The following is a 19454-nucleotide window of genomic DNA, read 5'->3' on the forward strand; positions in this document are numbered from 1 at the left end:
CAGATCGTGGTCATCTCGGCCAGGTAGCTGGCCGGTGTGGGCAGGCCCGCCTCGGCCCGACGCCGCTCGACACCCGACTCGTCCCCGGTCGGAGTCGTCGGGGCGGGACCGTCCGGACCTGTGTGCCGTAAACCTGGGGCTCGCCCTTGCTCACCGCGACCCGGTGATCTCCTTCAACCGTGTGGCTCAGGCGTGCAGCGTCTCGCGCGGCGGTACGCCGTAACTGGCGTGGTAGCGGGCCGTGAACCTGCTGTGGCTGGCGAAGCCCCACCGACTGGCGATCGCCGAGACGGTCTCCTGGCGGGGGTCGGCCCGCACCAGGTCGTGGTGCGCGCGATCGAGGCGGATTCGACGCAGGTACGCCATCGGCGTGGTGCCGAGGTGACGGCGGAAGGCGAGTTGCACCGCCCGCAGGGAAACGCGCGACGCGACGGCGATGTCGGCGGCGCTGATGTCCTGGTCGGCGTGCCCCTCCAGGAATGTGATGGCCCGCCGCAGGGTGGCGGTGCTGGCGTCGTTCCGGTCAGCGGCGGTCGGTTCGGTGAAGGCGGTGTTGGGAAAGACGGTGAGCGCCGCAGCGGCGAGCATGCGGGCGGCATTGCCGATCACCAGCGGTTGCGTTCCGGCGGCGGGACTGCTCAGCACCACACCGCTGACGAAGCTGGTGGTGTTGCGCCACTGGCGGGCGAGGGCCGCGCTGGCGGGACTCAGGTTGGTGAACCGGATCGGACCGGGCCGCCGGGTCGGCGCGGTGGTGGCCACCTGCGCCAGGATCGACAGGTCCAGCACGCAGAGCTCCACCTCACCGGGAAGCCACCGTACGCTGCACGGCATTTCCGGCCTGGTGACGAGGAAGACGTCACCGGGCCCGAACCGGTCGGCCGATCCGTCGCAGGCGCGATCGACACGGGCGGTTCGGCTGCTGCCGACGACCAGGCCGCTGAGCGTGCTGGCGTCGATGTCGAGATGTCCGGTCTGGCGGGTGGTCGCGAGGGCGAAGGGGCCGGCGTCGACGCGGTGATGACTGAGCTGGTAGCCGTGCCTGCTGTGGACACGCAGTTTCGGGTCGTACGTCGTGGACAGGAACTGTTGGATGGCCACCGGGTCGCGGCTGTCGAACTGGTGGGTCTGCACTGGTGTTGACGTCATCCGCTGCTGCCTCCGTCCGGTGCGGGCGCCGCCGGCGGTGAACCGTGCCGGCGGCGGGATCGGAACGTGCCGGGGTGTTCGGCGGTGATCCGACCCTGTCGTGGCCGGCGGTGCGGTGCGGTGGAACGTCGCGAGCGGGACGGCGGCGACCGGTCGAGGTGTCGGAGATGGTCTGACCATCGGGCGGGCGAGGGCGCAATATCTGTAGATGGGAATATCACCCTACGACAACCATGACTGCGTCGTCCCGCGAATCGCTGATGCGTGTCGGCAGGTCGAGTTCGCTTTCCGGCTAACCCGTCAGCGCGTTCTGCGTCTGCTGTCCTAGCCACCCGTGCGGCCGACAACGAAATGTTATTCACGATCACCACGGGCGGTCGCGGACGAATGGGCCACCGCCCGGTGGACCTGCCCACGGAGGGGTGAACGTTGGACAGTACTGACCCTGAACGCGTCGTTCGGCTGGCCGTGGCCGAGGCGCTGGCCCGGGTGGCGGACGAGGACAGCCTGGGGCTTGGCGAGGGTGACGCGGTGCAACGGCTCGGCAGCGCCCTGCGCGAGGTGCTGCACCGCGCACTCGACGACCGGGTGCCCCTGACCACACCGGACTTCGTCGACCTCTGCCGCGAGCTGCGCCTCGACCGCGACGCCTTCGACCTGCTGGGGCATTACCTGATGACCGCTCTGTTGGCCCAGCACGTCGGGCCGGACGCGCTCATCCGCGTCGGGGTGCTCCTCGGCACCGTCGGGCGCTATCTTCCCAGCGCCCGCCCGACGCACCGCAACGCGGGCCCCGCGCCGCGGCGACGCGACGTGCGTGCGGACAACAGCGTCGTCGGTCGGTACCACCGGGCGAAACTGCCGGAGCACCTTCCCAACCCGCCGAGCTGGACCTGCACCGGATGTGGTCGGGAATGGCCCTGCGCCACGAAGCAGAGCCAGCTGCTCGCCGAGTTCGGCGGTGCGCGCGCCGCCCTCGCCGTCTACCTCGGCTCCTGCCTTGTCGCCGCCGCCCAGGACCTGCCCACGCTGCCGCTGCCCCGGGTCCGGCTCCGGTTTCTCGGCTGGCTGCCCCGCGCCCGGATCTGACGGCTGGCACCCTTGCTGGGCAGGGTCTTCTGATGGGCGTCAGTCGCGGCGGCGGGCTCGGGGGGTGGAAGTCCGCCTGACCCGTCCGGGCGCGTCGTCGGACCGGTCCGTCGCCGTGGCAGGGGCGGGCTGCACCTGCGCCACCACCTCGCAGAGGTCACGCAGCGGGTCCGCCGCCTGGGCCGAGCAGGCGACCTGTTGCAGCAGTGCCCGCAGCGTCGCCGCGTCGCCGGGCGCGAGCGCGCCCAGCAGGTGCGACTCGACCTGCCGTAGCGCGGAGCGCCGCTTCTCCCAGGCCACGCGGCCGGCGTCGGTGGCGTCGATCAGCCGGTTGCGTCGGTCGGCCGGGTCCGCCCGACGCGCGACGAACCCGGGCCCTTCCAGGTCGTCGATGAGGTACGTGAGGACGGTGCGGTCGAGGCCGAGCTCCTCGGCGATCGCTCCCTGGTTGCGGGCCGGTCCGTTGATCGCGGCGGTGAGCACCTGGTAGCCGCGTGGGCCGCCGGGGAAGTCGGCGAGCGCGTGGTCGGCTGCCCGGACGTAGCCACGGAAGACGATCCCGAGCATCCAGCCCAGGTCGTCGTCGAGCGGATCGGGCCGGTCCGGCCGGTGGGTGGCACCCGTCATGCCACGACAATAGCGCAGTGACACAGACCTTGTTGGCAGCAGATGATCTGAGGGGCATAAGGTTCAGGGCATGGCGCATCATCCGACGCGTCGTGTGAATCGGGAGGCTCGCAGATGAGCGACTACGGCCACGACCTGGTCTTCGGATCCTTCGTCACCCCCGGCGGTGGCGATCCGGAGCGCACGGTCGGCCTCGCCGTCCTGACCGAGCAGGTCGGGCTGGACCTGGTCACCTTCCAGGACCACCCGTACCAGCCGGCGTTCCTCGACACCTGGACGTTGCTGAGCTTCGTCGCCGCGCGCACCAGTCGCGTGCACCTGGCGGCGAACGTGACCAACCTGCCGCTGCGCCCACCGGCGGTGCTCGCCCGCAGCGTGGCCAGCCTGGACCTGCTCAGCGGCGGGCGGATCAGCCTCGGCCTGGGCGCGGGAGCGTTCTGGGAGGCCATCGAGGCGATGGGTGGCCGACGATTGACCCCGGGCCAGGGCGTACGCGCGTTGGAGGAGGCCATCGAGGTCATCCGGCAGGTGTGGGACACCGGGACGCGCGGTGGTGTTCGCGTCGACGGCGAGTTCTACCGGGTGGTGGGCGCCAAGCGCGGTCCGGCTCCGGCGCACGCGGTGCCGGTGTGGCTGGGCGCGTACAAGCCTCGGATGCTCCAGCTCACCGGTCGCCGGGCCGACGGGTGGCTGCCCACGTTGGGCTACCTCCAACCCGGTGACCTCACCAAGGGCAACGCGATCATCGACGACGCCGCGCAGCAGGCCGGCCGCTCGCCCGGGGACGTGCGGCGACTGCTCAACATCTCCGGCCAGTTCTCGGCCGTCGGCAGTGGTCCGCTGGACGGACCCGCCGAGCAGTGGGTGCAGGAGCTGACCGAGCTGGCCCTGGGTGAGGGCGTGAGTGCCTTCATCCTCGGCGCGACGACCCCGACGACCTGCGCCGGTTCGCAGGCGAGGTAGCCCCCGCCGTCCGCGAGTTGGTCGCGGCCGAACGCGACCGTGGCGCGGCACCGGAGCACGGCAGGGACGCGGCGGTGCGTAATCGTGGCGCGGCACCGGAGCACGGCGGAGACGCGGCGGTGCGTGATCGTGGCGCAGTGCCGGAGCGTGCGCCGGAACCGGCGTCGGAGCGGCGTGTCGCCCCTCCGGTACGGGCGAGCCGCGCGACAGTGACCGGCGGCGCGTTCGCCGTCGTGCCGACCCCCGACGACGGGGTACGGCGCAGCGACCAGCAGGTTTGGGACGAGTCGACCCGACCGACCGGGCCGGCGCCGGACCCGGATCGCACCTACACGCCGCAGGAGCAGGCCACCGGTGCGCATCTGGTGCAGATCCACGACGGCCTGCGCGCCGAGCTGGCCCAGATCCACGACCTGATCGAGCAGGTCGCGGCCGGGGAGATCGACGCCGGCGCGGCCCGGTCGCACATCAACACGATGACGATGCGGCAGAACCGGTGGACGCTCGGCGTCTACTGCGAGTCGTACTGCCGCATCGTCACCACTCACCACACCATCGAGGACCAGTCGTTCTTCCCCCGGCTGCGGGCGCACGACCCCCGGCTCGGCCCGGTCGTGGACCGGCTGGAGCAGGAGCATCACGTCATCCACGACGTGTTGGAGGGTGTCGACAGGGCTCTGGTCGCGTACGTCGGGTCTCCGGACGGGCTCGCCGGCCTGCGGGCGGCGGTGGATCTGCTGACCGACGCCCTGTTGTCGCACCTCAGCTACGAGGAGCGTGAGCTGGTCGAGCCGTTGGCCAGGTTGGGCGTCGCCTGATCGTCGCGGCCCGCTCCGAGCGACGGAGGTTGCCTCGGCAGACCTGAGAGACTACTTTCGAAACATGTCTCTCAAGAATCCGTACGGGGACTTCGAGATCAACGAGCCGCAGGCGTTGCGGGCGTTGGCCCACCCGGTCCGGCTGGCCATCCTCGAACACCTCCAGCGCGAGGGCCCGGCCACCGCGACCGGGCTCTCGCCGCACGTCGGCGCCACACCGTCGGTGGTCAGCTGGCACCTGCGGCACCTTGCGACGTTCGGCCTGGTCACCGACTGGGACGGCGCCACCAGCAAGCGGGAACGCTGGTGGCAGGCGGTGGCGCGGGGTTTCCGCTTCGTGCTGCCGGACGACGCCGAGGGCCAGGCCGCCGGCAGGCAACTGCGCGGCGAGATGTTCGCCCGCCGGGCCGAGGTGCCCCAGCAGTGGCTGTTGCACGACGAACCCCGACTCGACGCCGAGTGGCGCCGGCTGGCCGGCGTCGCCGACACCCGATTCGTGGCCACCGCCGACGAGTTGCGGCAGTTGGAGGAGTCGATCGAGGAGCTGATCGCTCCGTACGTGCGACGCAAGGAGGAGTCAGCCCCGGACGGCGCCCGAATCATCCGGACGCTGCGTTACCTCCTGCCCGAGCCCGGCGACGAAGCCTCGGCCGCCGAGCCCGGCGACGCAGCCTCGGCCGCCGAGCGCGGCGACGCAGCCTCGGCCGCCGAGCGCGGCGACGAAGGCGCGGTTTCGTCATGACCGCCACCGGCACCGCGAGCGCCACCGGCGCCGCATCCCCGCCGGCCCTGCATCGCGACCGACGGTTCCGCACCTTCTGGGCCGGTGAGACGATCTCCCAGTTCGGCGACCGGGTCAGCGAACTGGCACTCCCGCTGATCGCCGTCTCCCTGCTCACCGCGACACCCGTGCAGGTCAGCGTCCTGACCGCGCTGATCTGGCTGCCCAACCTGCTGGGCCTGTTCCTCGGTGCATGGGTGGACCAGCGCACCCACAAGCGGCGACTCCTGATCATCGCGGACCTGGTCCGCGCGGCGGTGCTGCTCAGTCTGCCGGTCGCCTACCTGTTCGACGCGATCACCCTCACCCAGCTCTACCTGGTGGCACTGCTCACCGGCCTCGGAGCGGTGCTGTTCGCCATGGCGCGTCAGGCCTTCTTCGTCGCCCTGGTGCCGCGGTCGGCGTACGTGGACGCGAACAGCAAGCTGAGCATGAGCCGGTCACTGTCCTTCATCGCCGGCCCCGCCGTCGGTGGCGGGCTGGTCCAGGCGCTCAGCGCGCCGGTCGCGATCCTCGTCGACGCGGTGTCGTTCCTCGGCTCCGCGTTGCTGCTCCGCCGCATCCCGGTCACGGAGTCGCCTCCGCCGCCGCGCCAGACGTCCACGCTCGGTCTGGTCCGCCAAGGGCTCGCGCTGGTGCTGCGGCACCCGGTGTTACGGGCAGCCCTCGGCTGCACCACTACCGTCAACTTCTTCACTTTCATCGCCACCGCGCTGCTGGTGCTCTACGCCAGCCGGGACCTCGACCTGTCGGCCGGCGCGATCGGCGTCGCCCTCGGGTTCGGCGCGCTCGGCGGCCTCGTCGGCGCGGGGCTCGCCCCACGGATCTCCCGCGCCATCGGGTTGGGGCGTGCCGCCATGATCGGGGTGGTGCTCTTTCCCGCACCGCTGGCGCTGACCGCGCTGGTGACCGGCCCCACCTGGACGAAGGTAGCCATGCTGGCGGCCATCGAGCTGGTCTCCAGCATCGGTGTGATGCTGATGGACGTCAACCTGAATGCCCTGCTCACCGCCGTGACACCCGACGAGGCGCGAGGACGGCGGGCCGGGGCGTACAGCGCCGTCAACTACGGCATCAGACCGATCGGCGCGTTGGTCGGTGGCGCGCTGGGCACCACCATCGGGCTGCGACCCACCCTGGCCATCGCCGGGCTGGGTGGCATGCTCGCCGTGCTCTGGCTGGTCGCGTCGCCGGTGCGCCAGATCAGAACCCTGGACGACCAGATCGCCTGACCCCGTTGGCGCTGGACGCCGCGGTCGCCACCCCACTCCCGGCGGATGGCGGCGAGCGGAGGCACCGCGCCGTCGGCGGGCCTGGGTGCGCCGCGCCGACACTCACGCGCCCGGCGCGGTCAGTCGGCTTGCGCAGCCAGGATCCGGGCCAGCTCGGTGGGCTGCGAGAACATCGGCCAATGGCCGGTGTCCATGGTGACCAGTCGCCAGTTGTCGCTGGCCAGCAGCGTTGCCACGGTGTCGTTGGGCTCAGGCCCGTCGAGCAGGCACTTGATGTATGTCGCCGGAAGCTCACCCAACGGGCGGGTCAGCACGGCCGGCTCGGTCAGCGTGGCCCCCGGGTGCGGCACAGAGCCCTCGATCAACCGGGCGACCTGCTCGTCGGCGAGCCCCTGACCGTCGAGGTCGGCCGCCCCGATCGGCGGCCAGTAGCCCCCGTTCTCAGTGAGCTGCGCTTCGAACGCCTCCTGGCCCTGCCACCAACCGGACGCAAACGACCCGCCGTCGACCGGCACTTCCGCGTCGACGAAGACCACAGTGGTCAACCGGTCGCCGATGCGCTCGGCGGCCTGACCCACCGGGATGCCGGAGTAGCTGTGCCCGACCAGCACCACGTCGCGCAGGTCGCGACGCGCGACCTCGTCGACGATGTCCTGCACGTGGGTCTGCTGCCCAGCGGGCATGCCCCGCTTGTCACCGAGACCGGAGAGGGTCAACGCGTGGGCGCCGTGCCCGGCCGCCCGAAGTGGCGCGACCACGTCGTCCCATGCCGAAGCCCCCAGCCACGCCCCCGCCACCAACACGAATTCAGCCATGGACGGACCCTAGCGGCACCCTCCGACAGTCGCGATGCGTCAGGACCAGGTGCGGGCCTCGGCGGCGAAGAGCTCCGGCGGGCTCTCCACCGGCAACACGCAGAGCAGGTGACCGCCGGGCGCCCGCAGAATCCGACACTCGAGCCACCGGGACACCTCGGTGGCACCCAGGCCGATCAGCCGCGCGGTCTCGGCCGGCACGTCATCGGTCTCGATGTCGAGGTGGAAGCGGGGCTCGTCGTCGACTGCCTGGACCGCGGCGACCAGCCCCGGCAGCGCCTCGTGCAGGCCGACGAACTGCGGCTCCGCCGGATGGGTCCGGGTGCTGACGCCGAGCGCGGCGGACCAGAACTCCGCAGCCCGGGTGGCCTGCGCCGCGGGGGTGTCGATCAGCAGGGCGTAGACGCGACTTCGATGCATGCGAGGCAGCATATCGACGCCCGTCAGCTCAGGCATGGTCCAGGACGGGCGGCCCGGCCGCGACCGGCATCCGGTAGACGCGCACCGGGTAGTCGACCGCAGAACGCCCGCCGTTGAGCCCGGCGGTCAGGTGCAACTGGGCCGCCGGCATCCAGAGCCGGGCCTCGGCGTCGAGCCACATCGCGTCCACCCAGACCAGCCGGGGGTCGGCGACGAGGGTACGCACGCTGCCGTCCGGAGCGACGGTGAGGATGCGTCTGTGCTCCACGTCGCTGAGGTAGATGGTTCCGGTGTTGTCGATCGCCGTGCCGCCGGTGCTGGGCGTGTCGCACCACCGTTCGACCCGCCGTGCCACCTCGTCGGCCGACACCGTCGGGTCGTCCACCCAGCGGGTGTCGAGCCGGGACATCCCACCGGAGGCCGGTTGGTAGTAGAGCCATCGACCGTCGGGCGACACCTCAAGCTGGTCGACGTGCAGACGCACCTCGGCGCCGTCCGGATCGCGCAGCACCCGCCCGTCGGCGACCACCGGTCCGCCCACGGTGCTCGGGTGTCCGTCCAGTACGCGCCGAAGCCGACCCGATTCGAGGTCGAGCACGACAAGGCCGGGCATTCCCGCGTCGCTGAGGTACGCGATCGCCCCGTTGAAACGGACATCGTCGACGTAGCTGGTGGGGTGCAGCGCCTCGCCGAGGTGGTAGACGCGTTCCACCCGGTCGCCGTGTGGGTCGACCGCGATCAACCGGGCACCTCCCGGGACCTGCTTCCCGCCGATCTGCGGCGTGCCCGAGTCGAGGATCCACAGCCGACCGTCCGGGCCGCCACGCAATCCGTTGACGTGCACGAACGTGCCGTCCGGTGGCTGGTTCGTCCGGTTCCACGCAGCGTCCGGGTACGGGTTGCGGCGGCCGTCCGGGAGGGCCTCGACCACCTGGACGCCGGGCCCGTCCGCCGACGGGTAGCTCAGGAAGACCCGCCCGCGCACTGAGGTCACCCCCGTGCACACCCGGCCCTCGCTCAGGATCGAGGTCAGCCGGGGGTCCTCCCGGGTGGGCAGGGTGGACATCGACCCGCTCCTCACCCGCCCTGCGGCGTCGTCGGCAGTCCGGCGGGGAGCCCGACTGACCTCGGCCACCCAGCCCGGTATCCCCGGAGCATGCCGGGCGAAACCGCCTGCTCGCCGGGCGCCGCCCGCTCAGTGGGTCGGGGACTGCGGGCCGACCAGGGCGGCGAGCCGCTTCGGGGCGAGCATGCAGTAGCTCTCGGAGAGCAACTCCGCGATCTCGACCCAGTCGGCGCCCCCGTCCAGGACCATGCCCATCACCGTCGGACTCCAGTCCGGCTTGTAGAAGGGATGACCGGCGCTCAGCAGCCCGGCGATCTCGTCGAGCGGTGAGCGGAAGGTCAGTAGGCAGGCGGGCCGGTCGAGCTCGGCGGCCCGCGCGTGCACCACCTGCCGAGCGGGGTCGACGGTGAACACGTGGGCGACGGTGCGCTTGCGGATCCGCCAGCGGATGCCCACCCAGGCAGGCTCCTCGTACGTCTCCGGCAGGCCGAGACAGATCGGGCGCAGCCGGTCGAGCACCTCGGGCGGGACATCTCCGGGTTCGGTCACAGGCAGCGACCCTAGCCGCCCGGTGTGACACATTCCGCTCGCCCGACGCCGCCCGCGCCGGTGGTGCCGACTCTCCCGATCCGTCAGGATGAGCCGGGGCGACAGTGGGCCGTCGTCCCGGCAGTCCCACCCCGTGCCCGCTGAGGAGACTCGTGCCGTCCACCCTGCTCTCCCGCCGTGACCTGGACTTCCTGCTGCACGACTGGCTGCGGGTGTCCCAACTCGTCGAGCGTCCCCGCTACGCGGAGCACGACCGGGAGACGTTCGACGACGCACTCGACCTCGCCGAGCAGGTGGCCACCGAACAGTTCGCCCCGCACAACCGGGCGGCCGACCTCGCCGAGCCCACGTTCGACGGGCAGCGCGTGCGCCTGATCCCGCAGGTTCGCGCCGCGCTGGACAGCTTCGCCGAGACGGGCCTGCTCACCGCCGCGTTGGACGCCTCGGTCGGCGGCCTGCAACTGCCGCACGCGGTCGCGGCGGCCTGCTTCACCTGGTTCCAGGCGGCCAACGTGGCCACCTCGGCGTACCCGTTCCTGACCCTGGGCAACGCCAACCTGTTGCTGGCGCACGGAAGCGCCGAGCAGGTGGACACCTACGTCCGACCGATGCTGGACGGCCGGTTCTTCGGCACCATGTGCCTGTCCGAGCCGCACGCGGGCAGCTCGCTGGCCGACATCACCACCCGCGCCGAGCCTCAGGCCGACGGCTCGTACCGGCTCTTCGGCACGAAGATGTGGATCTCCGGTGGCGACCACGAGTTGGCCGAGAACATCGTGCACCTCGTCCTGGCGCGGATCCCCGACGGGCCGCCCGGAGTGAAGGGCATCTCGCTGTTCATCGTCCCCAAGGTGCTGGTCGACGCGGACGGGTCGCTCGGCGAGCGCAACGACGTGGTGTTGGCCGGGCTCAACCACAAGATGGGTTTCCGGGGCACCACGAACACCCTGCTCAGCTTCGGCGACGGCGGGCACACCCCGGGCGGCCGTGCCGGTGCGGTCGGTCACCTCGTCGGGGCGCCGCACCAGGGTCTGGCACAGATGTTCCACATGATGAACGAGGCCCGGATCGGGGTCGGGGCGGGCGCCGCCGCGCTGGGTTACACCGGCTACCTCAAGAGCCTGGCGTACGCCCGGGAGCGGCCGCAGGGTCGGCCGGTCGGCGCGAAGGACCCGGCCACCGCGCAGGTGCCGATCATCGACCACCCCGACGTACGCCGCATGCTGCTGGCGCAGAAGAGCTACGTGGAGGGGGCGCTGGCGTTGGTGCTCTACTGCGCCCGGTTGCTCGACGAGCAGAAGACCGCCCCCGCCGAGGCCGACCGTGAACGCGCCACTCTGCTGCTCGACGTGCTCACGCCGATCGCCAAGAGTTGGCCGTCGCAGTGGTGCCTGACCGCCAACGACCTGGCGATCCAGGTGCTCGGGGGAGCCGGCTACACCCGCGACCACGACGTGGAGCAGCACTACCGGGACAACCGGCTCAACCCGATCCACGAGGGCACGCACGGCATCCAGGCACTGGATCTGCTGGGGCGCAAGATGACCATGCAGGGCGGCGCCGGTCTCACTCTGTTGACCACGACGATCGAGGACACCGTCGAGCGGGCCCGGAAGGCTGGTGGCGAGGCGGCCGGTCTGGCGGACCGTCTGGCCGACGCGGTGGACCGGGTGACCGCGGTCACCGCTCGGCTGTGGGCCGACGGTGACCCGGTGCTCGCGCTGGCCAACGCCAGCGCCTACCTGGAGGCCGTCGGACACGTGGTGATCGCGTGGATGTGGCTGGAGCAGGTGGTGGCGCTGCCGCCGGAGGGGGCCGGCGACGCGTTCCACGCCGGCAAGCGACAGGCCGCCCGGTACTTCTTCGCCGTCGAACTGCCCCGCACCGGTCCGCAGTTCGACCTGCTGGAGAGCCGGGACCGGACCGCGCTCGACATGCGGCCGGACTGGTTCTGACCGGTCAGCGCCGTCGGCCCTGGTGGTGCACCGCCTGCCGCCCCTTGACGACGCCCCAGACGATCACGATCACCAGCGCGACCACACCGATGATGATCAGCCAGCGGACCGCTTCGAGCAACAACCCGAGCAGGATCAGCACGCCGGCGACCACGCCGACGACCCAGAGCAGTGCGCGCATCTCGACCTCCCGTGACCGGCCGCGCCTGGTGCGGCGGGCCCGGGTTCAGATTCCCAGTCCGGCCGACACCATGCCGATTGATCGACTCGGGTTCCTCGGGGCCGGTGTGTCCGGGGCGCGGAAGTGCTTCGAAACCGGAGTCGCTCGAGGGCGGGTTCAGCTGCCGGTACGCGCCACGTAGACGGTGTTGGCCGACTCGCCGCCGGTCAGCGGGTTGGCGAACGGCACGACGTGCGCCCGTACGCTCGCGAACACCTCGCTCAGCGCGTCGGTGAAGCCGGCGTCCGGCGGGTCGTCCGACCAGAGGGCGAAGACGCCCTCGGGGCGCAGCAGGGCGGCCAGGCGGCGCAGACCGGCCGGCGGGTAGAACGCGGCATGGCTGGGGTGCAGGACGTTGCGCGGTGAGTGGTCGACGTCCAGCAGCACCGCGTCGAACCGCCGCCCGGGCGCCTCGGCGTCGAACCCGACGTCACCGGCGACCGCCGCGAAGAAGTCGGCCTGCGCGAACCGGGTCCGCGGATCCTCGGCGAGCCCCGCCGCGAACGGCAGCAGCCCTCGTCGGTGCCAGTCGATCACGTCCTCGATCGCCTCCACCACCAGCAGCGACCGCACCCGTGGGTCACCCAGCGCCGCGCAGGCGGTGTAGCCGAGGCCGAGACCGCCGACCACCACGTCGATCGACTCACCGGCCACCTCGGCGAGACCCAGCCGGGCCAGCTCGATCTCCGCGACCGGGAAGAGGCTGGACATCAGGTATTCGTCGTCGAGCTTGACCTCGTACACCTCGACCTGCAGTGCCGGGTCCCGGCGTCGGCGCAGGCTGATCGCCCCGATCGGGGTCTCCCGCCAGGCCAGCTCCTCGAAACGCGCGCCCACGGGTGCCCTCTCGCCGCCGGATTCGTCCACGGATGGTACCGGTTGCCCCGCGGTCGACGGCCACGCAGGGTCCGCGAGACATCGACGCAACGCATATCCTGTGCCCGGCCGAACGACCGGAAGGGACCTCATGCCGTCGCGGCAGGACCAGCTGCACTCCTACCAGTTCAGCGTCCAACGGGCGGTCGCCGCCCTGGTCATGCGGGAGACCGACCCGGCGCAGTCACCGTTTCGTCGGCTGGCTGGCGCAGGTCTGGCCAGCGTCCTGGTCGCGGTGATCCTGCTGGGTGGTTTCGCGCTCTATGGCCTGTTCGCCGGTGGCGGCAAGGGCTGGCGTGACCCGGGCGCGGTGATCGTGGAGAAGGAGTCCGGTGCCCGGTTCGTCTACCGCGAGCAGAAGCTGCACCCGGTGCTCAACTACGCCTCCGCGCTGCTCATCGTCGGCGCGGATCGGTCGAAGACCGTGCTCGTCTCCCGACGCACGATCGACGGCGTGCCGCGCGGTCTGCCGCTGGGCATCGCCGACGCTCCCGACTCGCTGCCCGTCCCCGGGCGGTTGGCCACCGCGGCGTGGACGGTCTGCTCGACCGTTCCGGCCGGCGAGGCGCCCCGGTCCGCGCTGCTGATCGGCACCGAGCCCGACGGCGGCCGGCCGCTGGGCGACGAGGCACTGCTGCTGCGCCACCCCGACGGCGGCCTGCACCTGGTCTGGCACCAACGGCGTTACCTGGTCCGCGATCCCAGCCGGGTCCTGGCGGCGCTCGCCACCACCCGTGCGCAGGCCGTGCCGGTGGCTCCCGCCCTGCTCAACTCGCTGCCGGCCGGCACCGACCTCGCCCCGCTCGACCTGCCGGAACTCGGCCGGCCCGCCACCCGGGTGCCGGGCGCCGTCGTGGGCACGGTCTACCTGGTGAGCAACTCCGGTGGCGGCCGGCAGTACGCGGTGGCCCTCGACGCCGGCTTGGCCGGCATCACCGAGCTGCAGGCCGGGTTGCTGCTGGCCCGCACCGGGCAGGGTGCGCCGGTGCCGATGACCCCGGGCCGGTTCGCCGCGGTGCCCACAGTGCCCGACCTTGCGCCGACCGGCCAGAACGCCCCGCCGCCGACCCCACCCCGACTGGCGGCCGGCGGCGACGGGGCGCTCTGCACCCGCGTCGCCGACGACGGTGGGGCTGGCGAGGTGCGGTGGGGCGTACCGCTGCGGGACCTGGCGGCTTCGCCACGCACCGCGCCGACCGGCGGCGCGGTGCTGGCCGACCATGTGCTGGTCGAGCCGGGTCGCGGCGCGGTGGTCGAGGCCGCCGCGGCGCCCGGCGCGACCGGCGGCGCGGTCTCCGTGGTCACCGACCTGGGCCGGCGGTACGTGCTGGCCGACCGTGAGGTGCTGCCGATGCTCGGCTACGGCAGCGTCCGCCCGTTGCGGCTGCCGGCCGGTCTGGTCAGCCTGGTACCGGCCGGCGCGACCCTGGACCCCGCCGCCGCCCGGGCCGTCGCCGCCGGGGACGGTGGATGACGCGGCCTGCGCGGTGTCAGTCCGCCGGCCGGCGCAGGATGGTGACCGCGAACGGGGCGTCGTCGCGCCACGGGCGCAGGTCCCAGGTGGCGAAGCGGTGCTCCACGCGCAGCCCGGCGGCCACCGCGTCGGCGTCGAACGCGGTCAGCGGGTAGCCGCGTTCGGTGCCGAAGCCCACGGTCAGCACCCCGTCGGGCCGCAGGTGGGCGGCGACCCGGCGCAGCACCTCCGGCTCGGTGCCGACGGCGACGAAGGCGAGCACGTTGCCGGCCAGCACCGCCGCTTCGAACGGCTCCGCCTCACCCAACGCGGGCAGATCCAGTTCGGCCAGGTCGGCGACCAGCCAGGTCGGGCCGGGATGGTCGGCGCGGGCGGCGTCCACCAGTGCCGGGTCGGCGTCCACCCCCACCACTGTGTGCCCACGCTGGGCCAGCGCGGCACCGACCCGGCCGGTGCCGCTGCCGGCGTCGAGGATCCGTGAGCCGGGCGCGACCAGGGTGTCCACCAGGCGGGCCTCGCCGGCCAGGTCCGCTCCCTCGGCGGCCAGCTTGCGGAACCGGTCGATGTACCACTGTGAGTGCTCGGGGCCGGTGTCGGTCGCCCAGCGGGTCGGGTTGGCCATGTGGCCACCGTAACCGGACCGGTGGGGGAGCGGCGCGGGGTCAGGGCCGGCGGTGTGGGTCGACCCGAAGGCCGTCGAGGACGAACCCCATGTGCCGACGCCAGGCGCCGGTGTCGGCCTTGGGGTCGCTTCGCAGGATGCCGGAACTCGCCAAGAAGATCGCGGTGAGGTCGGCGGGGCCGAAGTCGTCGCGTAGCGAACCGTCTTCCTGGGCCGCTTCGAGGAACGACGACGCGTGCACGACGGCCTCGTCGCACAGGCGCGCCAACTGCTCCGAAGCCGGGTACCGGCGCGCCATGATGTCGTCGAGTACGGGCAGGGTGGCCTGGAGTTCGAGCAGGCTCGTCAGGTAGAAGCGGAATCGGCTCCACGGGTCGGGAATCGCCTGGGCCTCGGCGGCGATCGTCGCCATCTGCTCGGCCGCGATGATCGGGACGGCGACGTCGATGAGCGCTTCCCGGGAGCCGAACCGGTTGTAGAGGGTGCCCGTACTGACACCGGCGGTGCGGGCCACCTCCTCCAGCGGCGCGCCGAGACCCTGCGCACGGAACACCTCAACGGCGGCGTTCGTGAGCTTTACGAGGTTCTCCCGTGCGTCGCGCCGCAGCGTCGACCTGCCCGTTCCACCCGTTCCCATCCGCGCCGGCCTCCATAAGTTGATGACACCCTCAAGTTAATGCTAGCGTCGGTCAGGTCAACTTGAGGCAGCCCTCAAGATATCACTCGACCTGGGGAGTCCACACATGTCCAAGACCGTTGCGATCTTCGGCGCGGGAACCGGCCTCGGCCTCTCGGTGGCTCGACGGTTCGGCCGCGAGGGCTACCGGGTGGCCCTCGTCGGCCGCCGGCCGGACGCCCTCGACCGGCTCGTCGCCGAGCTGACGACCGATGGCATCGAGGCGGCCGCGTTCCCGGCCGACCTGACGCGGACCGCCGAGGTGCCCGCACTGCTCGCCGCGATCACCGCGCGATACGGCGGCATCGACGTCGTCGAATACGCGCCGATCACCACCGCGCCGTTCATCCCGGCGGCGGAGCTGACGCCGGAGGTCGCACAGGGGTTCGTGAAGCTGTACCTGCTCACCCCGCTGGAGATCGTGCGTCAGGTCCTGCCCGCAATGATCGAACGCGGCGACGGCGGCATCCTCATCACGCAGGGTGCCACGGCGGTCAACCCGGCACCCTTCATGAGCGGCGTCGGACCGGCGATGGCGGCGGCCCGCAACTACCTGCACAGCCTGCACGGCGAGGTCGCCGGCAAGGGTGTCTACGTCGGCACCTTGATGGTCAACGCCATGATCCTGGGCAGCGCCGGACACCGGGCGATGACCGCCGGCGAGCTGGGTGTCCACATGCCCCAGGGCATCGAGATCCCCACTGTCGACCCGGTCGACCTCGCCGACCTGTTGTGGAAGCTGCTCGTTACCCGCGACCGCGTCGAGGTGGTGCACCCCGACGTCGACCACGGCAGCGCCGTCTGAGCGCGCCGAGCGGGCGCTGAGCGGCGGCGACACCGCTCAGCGCCCGACGGGAATCCCTCATCCCTTCTCCGCGCCGCTGGTCAGACCCTCGGTGAGCAGCCGCTCGCTGGCGAAGAAGAGGATCACGATGGGCAGGGTGAGCACGACCGAGCCGGCCATCAGCACCGTCTTGGGGACCTCCACCCCGTCGGCGAGCAGTGACAACCCCAGCGACACCGTCCACCGGTTGGGTTTGTCGACCAGGAACAGCAGGGCGAAGAGGAACTCGTTCCAGGCGATCATGAAGTCGTAGAGCGCGACCGCCATGACCGATGGCATGGCGAGGGGCAGGCTGACCCGGCGGATGATGCCGAGCCGACCGGCGCCGTCGATGGCGGCGGACTCCTCCAGACTGACCGGGATGGTTTCGAAGTAGTTCCTCAACATGTAGACCGAGACCGGCAACGTCTGCGAGATGTAGACCAGCACCAGACCGAACAGCGAGCCGCGCAGGTTGGCAAGGCTGAACGCCACGAACAGCGGGATCGCGATGACGATCGACGGGAACAGGTAGACCGCCAGGAACAGGAAGTCCACCTGCCGCCGGCCGAAGAACCGCAGCCGGGCCACCGCGTACGCGCCGGGGATCGCGATCAGCAGGGTGAGCACTGTCGCCGCGACCGCGACGAGGCCGCTGTTGCGGATGAAGGTGAGGAAGCCCTGGCCGCCGTCGTCGGTGGCCTTGAGGACCTCGGCGTACGTGGCCACCGTCAGTTCGCCGAAGCCGACCACCAGCGCGCCGGGGTCGAGCAGCAGCCGCTCGATGGGACGCACCGAGAGCACCAGCATGTAGTAGAAGGGGAAGACGGTGACCACCAGGAACGCGGCGATCACCAGGCGGCGCAGCCAGCGCAGGCTCACCGTCTCGATGACGTCCCGGTCCATCACTTCACCCTCCGTCCGAAGAAGCGCAGGTAGATCAGCACGAACACGATGAGCACCACGGCCAGCACGACCGCCTGCGCCGCCGCGGCCCCGATGTCGGTACGGGCGGTGAGGAACTCGTACACCCGTACGCTGACCACCTCGGTGCCCGCCGCGCCGCCGGTGAGCAGGTAGACGTCGTCGAACTTGTTGAACGTCATGATGAAGCGCAGCACGCCCAGCAGGGCCATCACCGGCAGTAGTTGGGGCAGCAGGATGTGCCGGAAGCGTTGGGTGGGGGTGGCCCCGTCGACGCGGGCGGCCTCCTCCAACTCACCGGGAACGGCCTGGAGTCGGGCCAGCAGGAACAGGAAGGCGAACGGGAAGTACCGCCACGCCTCGAACACGATCACGGTGATCAGCGCGGTCGACTCCTGGGTGAGGAACGGCACCGGGGTGTCCCAGCCGAGCAGGCGTTGACCCCACGCGTTGACGATGCCGAGCTGTGGGTCGAGCATCACCTGCCAGAGGAACGTCACCGCGACCACCGGTGCCACGTACGGCAGCAGCATGGACGCCCGGACCAGGGTGCGGCCCCGGAACGGCCGACGGACCACCAGCGCGGCGACCAGGCCGAGCACTATCGACCCGACGGTGCCGCCGATGCTGTAGATCACCGTGACCCACAGCGTCTCGGCGAAGCCGGGGGTGTGCAGCACCCGGTCGATGTTGTCCATGGTGAACTCGCCGAACAGGCCGGTCTTGCGCAGCGTGGCGAGCCGGACCCGCTGGAAGGCGAGCACCACGGTCCACACGATCGGGATGCCGATGACCGCGATGGTGACGAGCAGGGTTGGTGCGACCAGCGCGAGTCCGGCCCGGGCTTCGCGGCGGCGCAGGGTCAGCGGTCGGCGGCCCCGCGCCGGCCGCTCCCGGGTGGGGGAGCGGCCGGGGCCGGGCGCGGTGGTGGTCAATTGACCCCCGCCTTGATCGCTTCGACGTCCTTCTTGGCGCGGTTGGCGGCGGCCGTCGCGTCGGACTCGCCGGAGACGAGGTCGCCCAGCACCTTGGGCACCGGTAGCTCACCGAGCATGGCGCCGACCAGTCTGCCCTGCCCCTGGGTGAGCCCCCACCGCCCGAAGGTGTCCGGGCTGCGGCGCAGGGTGGCCAACACCTCGTCGCCGTACACGTCGGCGAGGGGCTTCTTCGCGTCCACGCCGGCCTGGCTGGCGTTCCAGGCGGTCAGGAACGCCTCCGGCTCGGCCGGGGTGCCCTTGCGGACCGGGAAGCGACCCTCGGGGGACATGCCGAACCAGCGCGGGTAGCCGTCTCCGAGCATGTACTCCACGAAGGACTTCGCCGGGTCGGCCACCGCGCCGTCCACCACGGCCCAGGAGCTGATCTCGCCGTACTGGGCCGGCTCGGCGCCGTTCGGGCCCTTGATCGCGGTGACGAACCCGCTGTTCTTCGCGAGGAAACCCGGGTCGGCCTGGCACTGCGGGCAGGTCGGCTTGGCGTCGTCGCGCAACCCGGCCAGCTCGTCGAGGATGAACGGTGACCAGATCACCATGGCCGCCTTGCCGGCGAAGTAGGTGGCCCGGGTGGTGTCCACGTCCTGTGCGCCCTTTACCGAGCTGGTGCGGATCAGGTCGCCGTAGAAGCGGAACGCCTCGACGCACTGGGGTGAGTCCAGGGTGACCTCTCCGGAGTCGTCGGTGAGCTGGCAGCCGTTGGCCAGCGCCAGGTGCTCGAAGGTCTGCTGGGTGAACACGTCGCTGGGGGCGGTCGCCGCGGTGATCCCGGCGACACCACCGGTGTTCAGCGCCGCCGCTGCCGCGGTGATCCGCTCGTACGTGTCGGGGGCGGGCAGGTTGGCGGCGGCGAACAGGTCCTTGCGGTAGACGAGCAGCTGCCCCCATCCGTCGCTGGGCACGGAGAGCTGTGTGCCGTCGTCGGAGGTGAGCTCCAGCGCTCGCGGTGAGAACGTCTGCCTGCCCAGCCTGTCGACGACCTCGGCGTTCGCCGAGGTGTGCAGCAGCTCGTTGCCGGCGAGCGTCCGGATGCCGGCGAGGGAGACCGACCCGACCACGTCGGGCAGGTCGCCGGCGGCGGCGTTTGCGGCGATCAGGGAGGGGAACTGGTCCTCGTTGACGGTCACGAGGTCGACCTGGATGCCGGTCTTCGCGGTGAAGTCCGCGATGATCGCCTTGGTGGCGGTCACCCGGTCGGCGACGTCCTCCAGGCTCCAGACGGTGATCTTCTTGCTGTTGCTGTCCGACTTGTCGTCGCCGCAGGCCAGCAGGGTGGACGTGGTCAGTGCCAGGATCACTGTGGTGGCGAGTATCCGCCTCGGAGGTGCTGACATCAGTGGCACTCCTCTCGAAGGGTACATGACGGATTCAACGCCTTCGATT

The 19454-nt window shown here is 71.5% G+C and carries 21 protein-coding genes; 8 read left to right on the forward strand and 13 right to left on the reverse strand.

Going from position 1 to position 19454, the window contains the following annotated elements; all coding sequences use genetic code 11:
- Positions 1–186 precede the first annotated feature (186 nt).
- A complete protein-coding gene (locus tag O7614_RS15180) occupies positions 187–1149 on the reverse strand; it encodes a helix-turn-helix transcriptional regulator (RefSeq protein ID WP_278139102.1) in 963 nt (320 codons plus the stop codon).
- A gap of 429 nt (positions 1150–1578) precedes the next feature.
- Here O7614_RS15180 and O7614_RS15185 point away from each other — a divergent pair, with 429 nt between their 5' ends.
- A complete protein-coding gene (locus O7614_RS15185) occupies positions 1579–2238 on the forward strand; it encodes a hypothetical protein (protein ID WP_278139103.1) in 660 nt (219 codons plus the stop codon).
- Positions 2239–2277: 39 nt separating this feature from the next.
- On the opposite strand, the gene O7614_RS15190 is transcribed toward O7614_RS15185, so the two are convergent.
- Complete coding sequence (locus O7614_RS15190; protein WP_278139104.1) at positions 2278–2865, reverse strand: MarR family winged helix-turn-helix transcriptional regulator; 588 nt, start codon at positions 2863–2865, stop codon at positions 2278–2280.
- A 114-nt stretch (positions 2866–2979) separates the two neighbouring features.
- On the opposite strand from O7614_RS15190, the gene O7614_RS15195 reads away from it, so the two are divergent.
- The 4 genes from O7614_RS15195 to O7614_RS15210 all read left to right on the forward strand — a co-directional run bounded on the left by O7614_RS15195 (position 2980) and on the right by O7614_RS15210 (position 6659).
- On the forward strand, positions 2980–3828 hold the full coding sequence (locus tag O7614_RS15195) for an LLM class flavin-dependent oxidoreductase (RefSeq protein ID WP_278139105.1): 849 nt from the start codon (positions 2980–2982) through the stop codon (positions 3826–3828).
- 74 nt (positions 3829–3902) lie between these two features.
- Positions 3903–4646 (forward strand): hemerythrin domain-containing protein, encoded by a 744-nt coding sequence (locus tag O7614_RS15200; RefSeq protein WP_278139106.1) that lies wholly within the window; start codon positions 3903–3905, stop codon positions 4644–4646.
- A 64-nt stretch (positions 4647–4710) separates the two neighbouring features.
- Positions 4711–5388, forward strand: coding sequence for a helix-turn-helix domain-containing protein (locus O7614_RS15205; RefSeq protein ID WP_278139107.1), 678 nt, complete (start codon positions 4711–4713; stop codon positions 5386–5388).
- Complete coding sequence (locus O7614_RS15210) at positions 5385–6659, forward strand: MFS transporter (RefSeq protein ID WP_278139108.1); 1275 nt, start codon at positions 5385–5387, stop codon at positions 6657–6659. The genes O7614_RS15205 and O7614_RS15210 overlap by 4 nt, the downstream gene beginning before the upstream one ends.
- A gap of 119 nt (positions 6660–6778) precedes the next feature.
- Here the strand turns inward: O7614_RS15210 and O7614_RS15215 are convergent, their stop codons facing one another.
- From O7614_RS15215 to O7614_RS15230, 4 genes are all read right to left on the reverse strand, one after another.
- A complete protein-coding gene (locus tag O7614_RS15215; protein WP_278139109.1) occupies positions 6779–7474 on the reverse strand; it encodes an alpha/beta hydrolase in 696 nt (231 codons plus the stop codon).
- A gap of 39 nt (positions 7475–7513) precedes the next feature.
- Positions 7514–7894, reverse strand: a complete 381-nt coding sequence (locus tag O7614_RS15220; RefSeq protein WP_278139110.1) for a VOC family protein — start codon at positions 7892–7894, stop codon at positions 7514–7516.
- A 28-nt stretch (positions 7895–7922) separates the two neighbouring features.
- On the reverse strand, positions 7923–8960 hold the full coding sequence (locus tag O7614_RS15225; RefSeq protein ID WP_278139111.1) for an L-dopachrome tautomerase-related protein: 1038 nt from the start codon (positions 8958–8960) through the stop codon (positions 7923–7925).
- A gap of 129 nt (positions 8961–9089) precedes the next feature.
- On the reverse strand, positions 9090–9509 hold the full coding sequence (locus tag O7614_RS15230) for an MmcQ/YjbR family DNA-binding protein (RefSeq protein WP_278139112.1): 420 nt from the start codon (positions 9507–9509) through the stop codon (positions 9090–9092).
- Positions 9510–9661: 152 nt separating this feature from the next.
- Here O7614_RS15230 and O7614_RS15235 point away from each other — a divergent pair, with 152 nt between their 5' ends.
- The gene (locus O7614_RS15235) at positions 9662–11464 is read left to right on the forward strand and encodes an acyl-CoA dehydrogenase (RefSeq protein WP_278139113.1); all 1803 of its coding nucleotides are present in this window, start codon (positions 9662–9664) and stop codon (positions 11462–11464) included.
- Positions 11465–11468: 4 nt separating this feature from the next.
- Here O7614_RS15235 and O7614_RS15240 read toward each other — a convergent pair whose 3' ends face one another.
- Together O7614_RS15240 and O7614_RS15245 are read right to left on the reverse strand one after the other, a co-directional pair.
- A complete protein-coding gene (locus O7614_RS15240; RefSeq protein ID WP_278139114.1) occupies positions 11469–11645 on the reverse strand; it encodes a hypothetical protein in 177 nt (58 codons plus the stop codon).
- A gap of 156 nt (positions 11646–11801) precedes the next feature.
- Positions 11802–12521 (reverse strand): spermidine synthase, encoded by a 720-nt coding sequence (locus O7614_RS15245; RefSeq protein ID WP_278139115.1) that lies wholly within the window; start codon positions 12519–12521, stop codon positions 11802–11804.
- A gap of 130 nt (positions 12522–12651) precedes the next feature.
- Here O7614_RS15245 and eccB point away from each other — a divergent pair, with 130 nt between their 5' ends.
- A complete protein-coding gene (eccB, locus tag O7614_RS15250) occupies positions 12652–14034 on the forward strand; it encodes a type VII secretion protein EccB (RefSeq protein ID WP_278139116.1) in 1383 nt (460 codons plus the stop codon).
- A gap of 16 nt (positions 14035–14050) precedes the next feature.
- On the opposite strand, the gene O7614_RS15255 is transcribed toward eccB, so the two are convergent.
- Complete coding sequence (locus O7614_RS15255; RefSeq protein ID WP_278139117.1) at positions 14051–14656, reverse strand: class I SAM-dependent methyltransferase; 606 nt, start codon at positions 14654–14656, stop codon at positions 14051–14053.
- 40 nt (positions 14657–14696) lie between these two features.
- Positions 14697–15293 carry a TetR/AcrR family transcriptional regulator gene (locus O7614_RS15260; protein WP_278139118.1) on the reverse strand — a complete coding sequence of 199 codons (597 nt, stop codon included), beginning with the start codon at positions 15291–15293 and terminating at the stop codon, positions 14697–14699.
- A gap of 106 nt (positions 15294–15399) precedes the next feature.
- Here O7614_RS15260 and O7614_RS15265 point away from each other — a divergent pair, with 106 nt between their 5' ends.
- A complete protein-coding gene (locus tag O7614_RS15265; RefSeq protein WP_278139119.1) occupies positions 15400–16137 on the forward strand; it encodes an SDR family NAD(P)-dependent oxidoreductase in 738 nt (245 codons plus the stop codon).
- A 57-nt stretch (positions 16138–16194) separates the two neighbouring features.
- Here the strand turns inward: O7614_RS15265 and O7614_RS15270 are convergent, their stop codons facing one another.
- Genes O7614_RS15270 through O7614_RS15280 form a run of 3 tightly spaced genes read right to left on the reverse strand, consistent with a single transcriptional unit; the run spans position 16195 to position 19405 of the window.
- Positions 16195–17061, reverse strand: coding sequence for a carbohydrate ABC transporter permease (locus O7614_RS15270; RefSeq protein WP_278139120.1), 867 nt, complete (start codon positions 17059–17061; stop codon positions 16195–16197).
- A complete protein-coding gene (locus tag O7614_RS15275; RefSeq protein WP_278139121.1) occupies positions 17061–18014 on the reverse strand; it encodes a sugar ABC transporter permease in 954 nt (317 codons plus the stop codon). Before O7614_RS15275 ends, O7614_RS15270 begins: the two co-directional genes overlap by 1 nt.
- The gene (locus O7614_RS15280; protein WP_278139122.1) at positions 18011–19405 is read right to left on the reverse strand and encodes an extracellular solute-binding protein; all 1395 of its coding nucleotides are present in this window, start codon (positions 19403–19405) and stop codon (positions 18011–18013) included. The genes O7614_RS15275 and O7614_RS15280 overlap by 4 nt, the downstream gene beginning before the upstream one ends.
- Positions 19406–19454: the final 49 nt, after the last annotated feature.

The sequence above is a fragment of the Micromonospora sp. WMMD961 genome (genome assembly GCF_029626145.1).
GTDB lineage: Bacteria > Actinomycetota > Actinomycetes > Mycobacteriales > Micromonosporaceae > Micromonospora.

What these genes read in the sequence shown, in the direction of transcription:
- O7614_RS15225 (WP_278139111.1), bottom strand. Translation starts at nt 8,960, where the DNA reads ATGTCCACCCTGCCCACCCGGGAGGACCCCCGGCTGACCTCGATCCTG.
- O7614_RS15180 (WP_278139102.1), bottom strand. Translation starts at nt 1,149, where the DNA reads ATGACGTCAACACCAGTGCAGACCCACCAGTTCGACAGCCGCGACCCG.
- O7614_RS15240 (WP_278139114.1), bottom strand. Translation starts at nt 11,645, where the DNA reads ATGCGCGCACTGCTCTGGGTCGTCGGCGTGGTCGCCGGCGTGCTGATC.
- O7614_RS15195 (WP_278139105.1), top strand. Translation starts at nt 2,980, where the DNA reads ATGAGCGACTACGGCCACGACCTGGTCTTCGGATCCTTCGTCACCCCC.
- O7614_RS15215 (WP_278139109.1), bottom strand. Translation starts at nt 7,474, where the DNA reads ATGGCTGAATTCGTGTTGGTGGCGGGGGCGTGGCTGGGGGCTTCGGCA.
- O7614_RS15255 (WP_278139117.1), bottom strand. Translation starts at nt 14,656, where the DNA reads ATGGCCAACCCGACCCGCTGGGCGACCGACACCGGCCCCGAGCACTCA.
- O7614_RS15190 (WP_278139104.1), bottom strand. Translation starts at nt 2,865, where the DNA reads ATGACGGGTGCCACCCACCGGCCGGACCGGCCCGATCCGCTCGACGAC.
- eccB (WP_278139116.1), top strand. Translation starts at nt 12,652, where the DNA reads ATGCCGTCGCGGCAGGACCAGCTGCACTCCTACCAGTTCAGCGTCCAA.
- O7614_RS15205 (WP_278139107.1), top strand. Translation starts at nt 4,711, where the DNA reads ATGTCTCTCAAGAATCCGTACGGGGACTTCGAGATCAACGAGCCGCAG.
- O7614_RS15260 (WP_278139118.1), bottom strand. Translation starts at nt 15,293, where the DNA reads ATGGGAACGGGTGGAACGGGCAGGTCGACGCTGCGGCGCGACGCACGG.
- O7614_RS15210 (WP_278139108.1), top strand. Translation starts at nt 5,385, where the DNA reads ATGACCGCCACCGGCACCGCGAGCGCCACCGGCGCCGCATCCCCGCCG.
- O7614_RS15280 (WP_278139122.1), bottom strand. Translation starts at nt 19,405, where the DNA reads ATGTCAGCACCTCCGAGGCGGATACTCGCCACCACAGTGATCCTGGCA.
- O7614_RS15265 (WP_278139119.1), top strand. Translation starts at nt 15,400, where the DNA reads ATGTCCAAGACCGTTGCGATCTTCGGCGCGGGAACCGGCCTCGGCCTC.
- O7614_RS15270 (WP_278139120.1), bottom strand. Translation starts at nt 17,061, where the DNA reads ATGGACCGGGACGTCATCGAGACGGTGAGCCTGCGCTGGCTGCGCCGC.
- O7614_RS15220 (WP_278139110.1), bottom strand. Translation starts at nt 7,894, where the DNA reads ATGCATCGAAGTCGCGTCTACGCCCTGCTGATCGACACCCCCGCGGCG.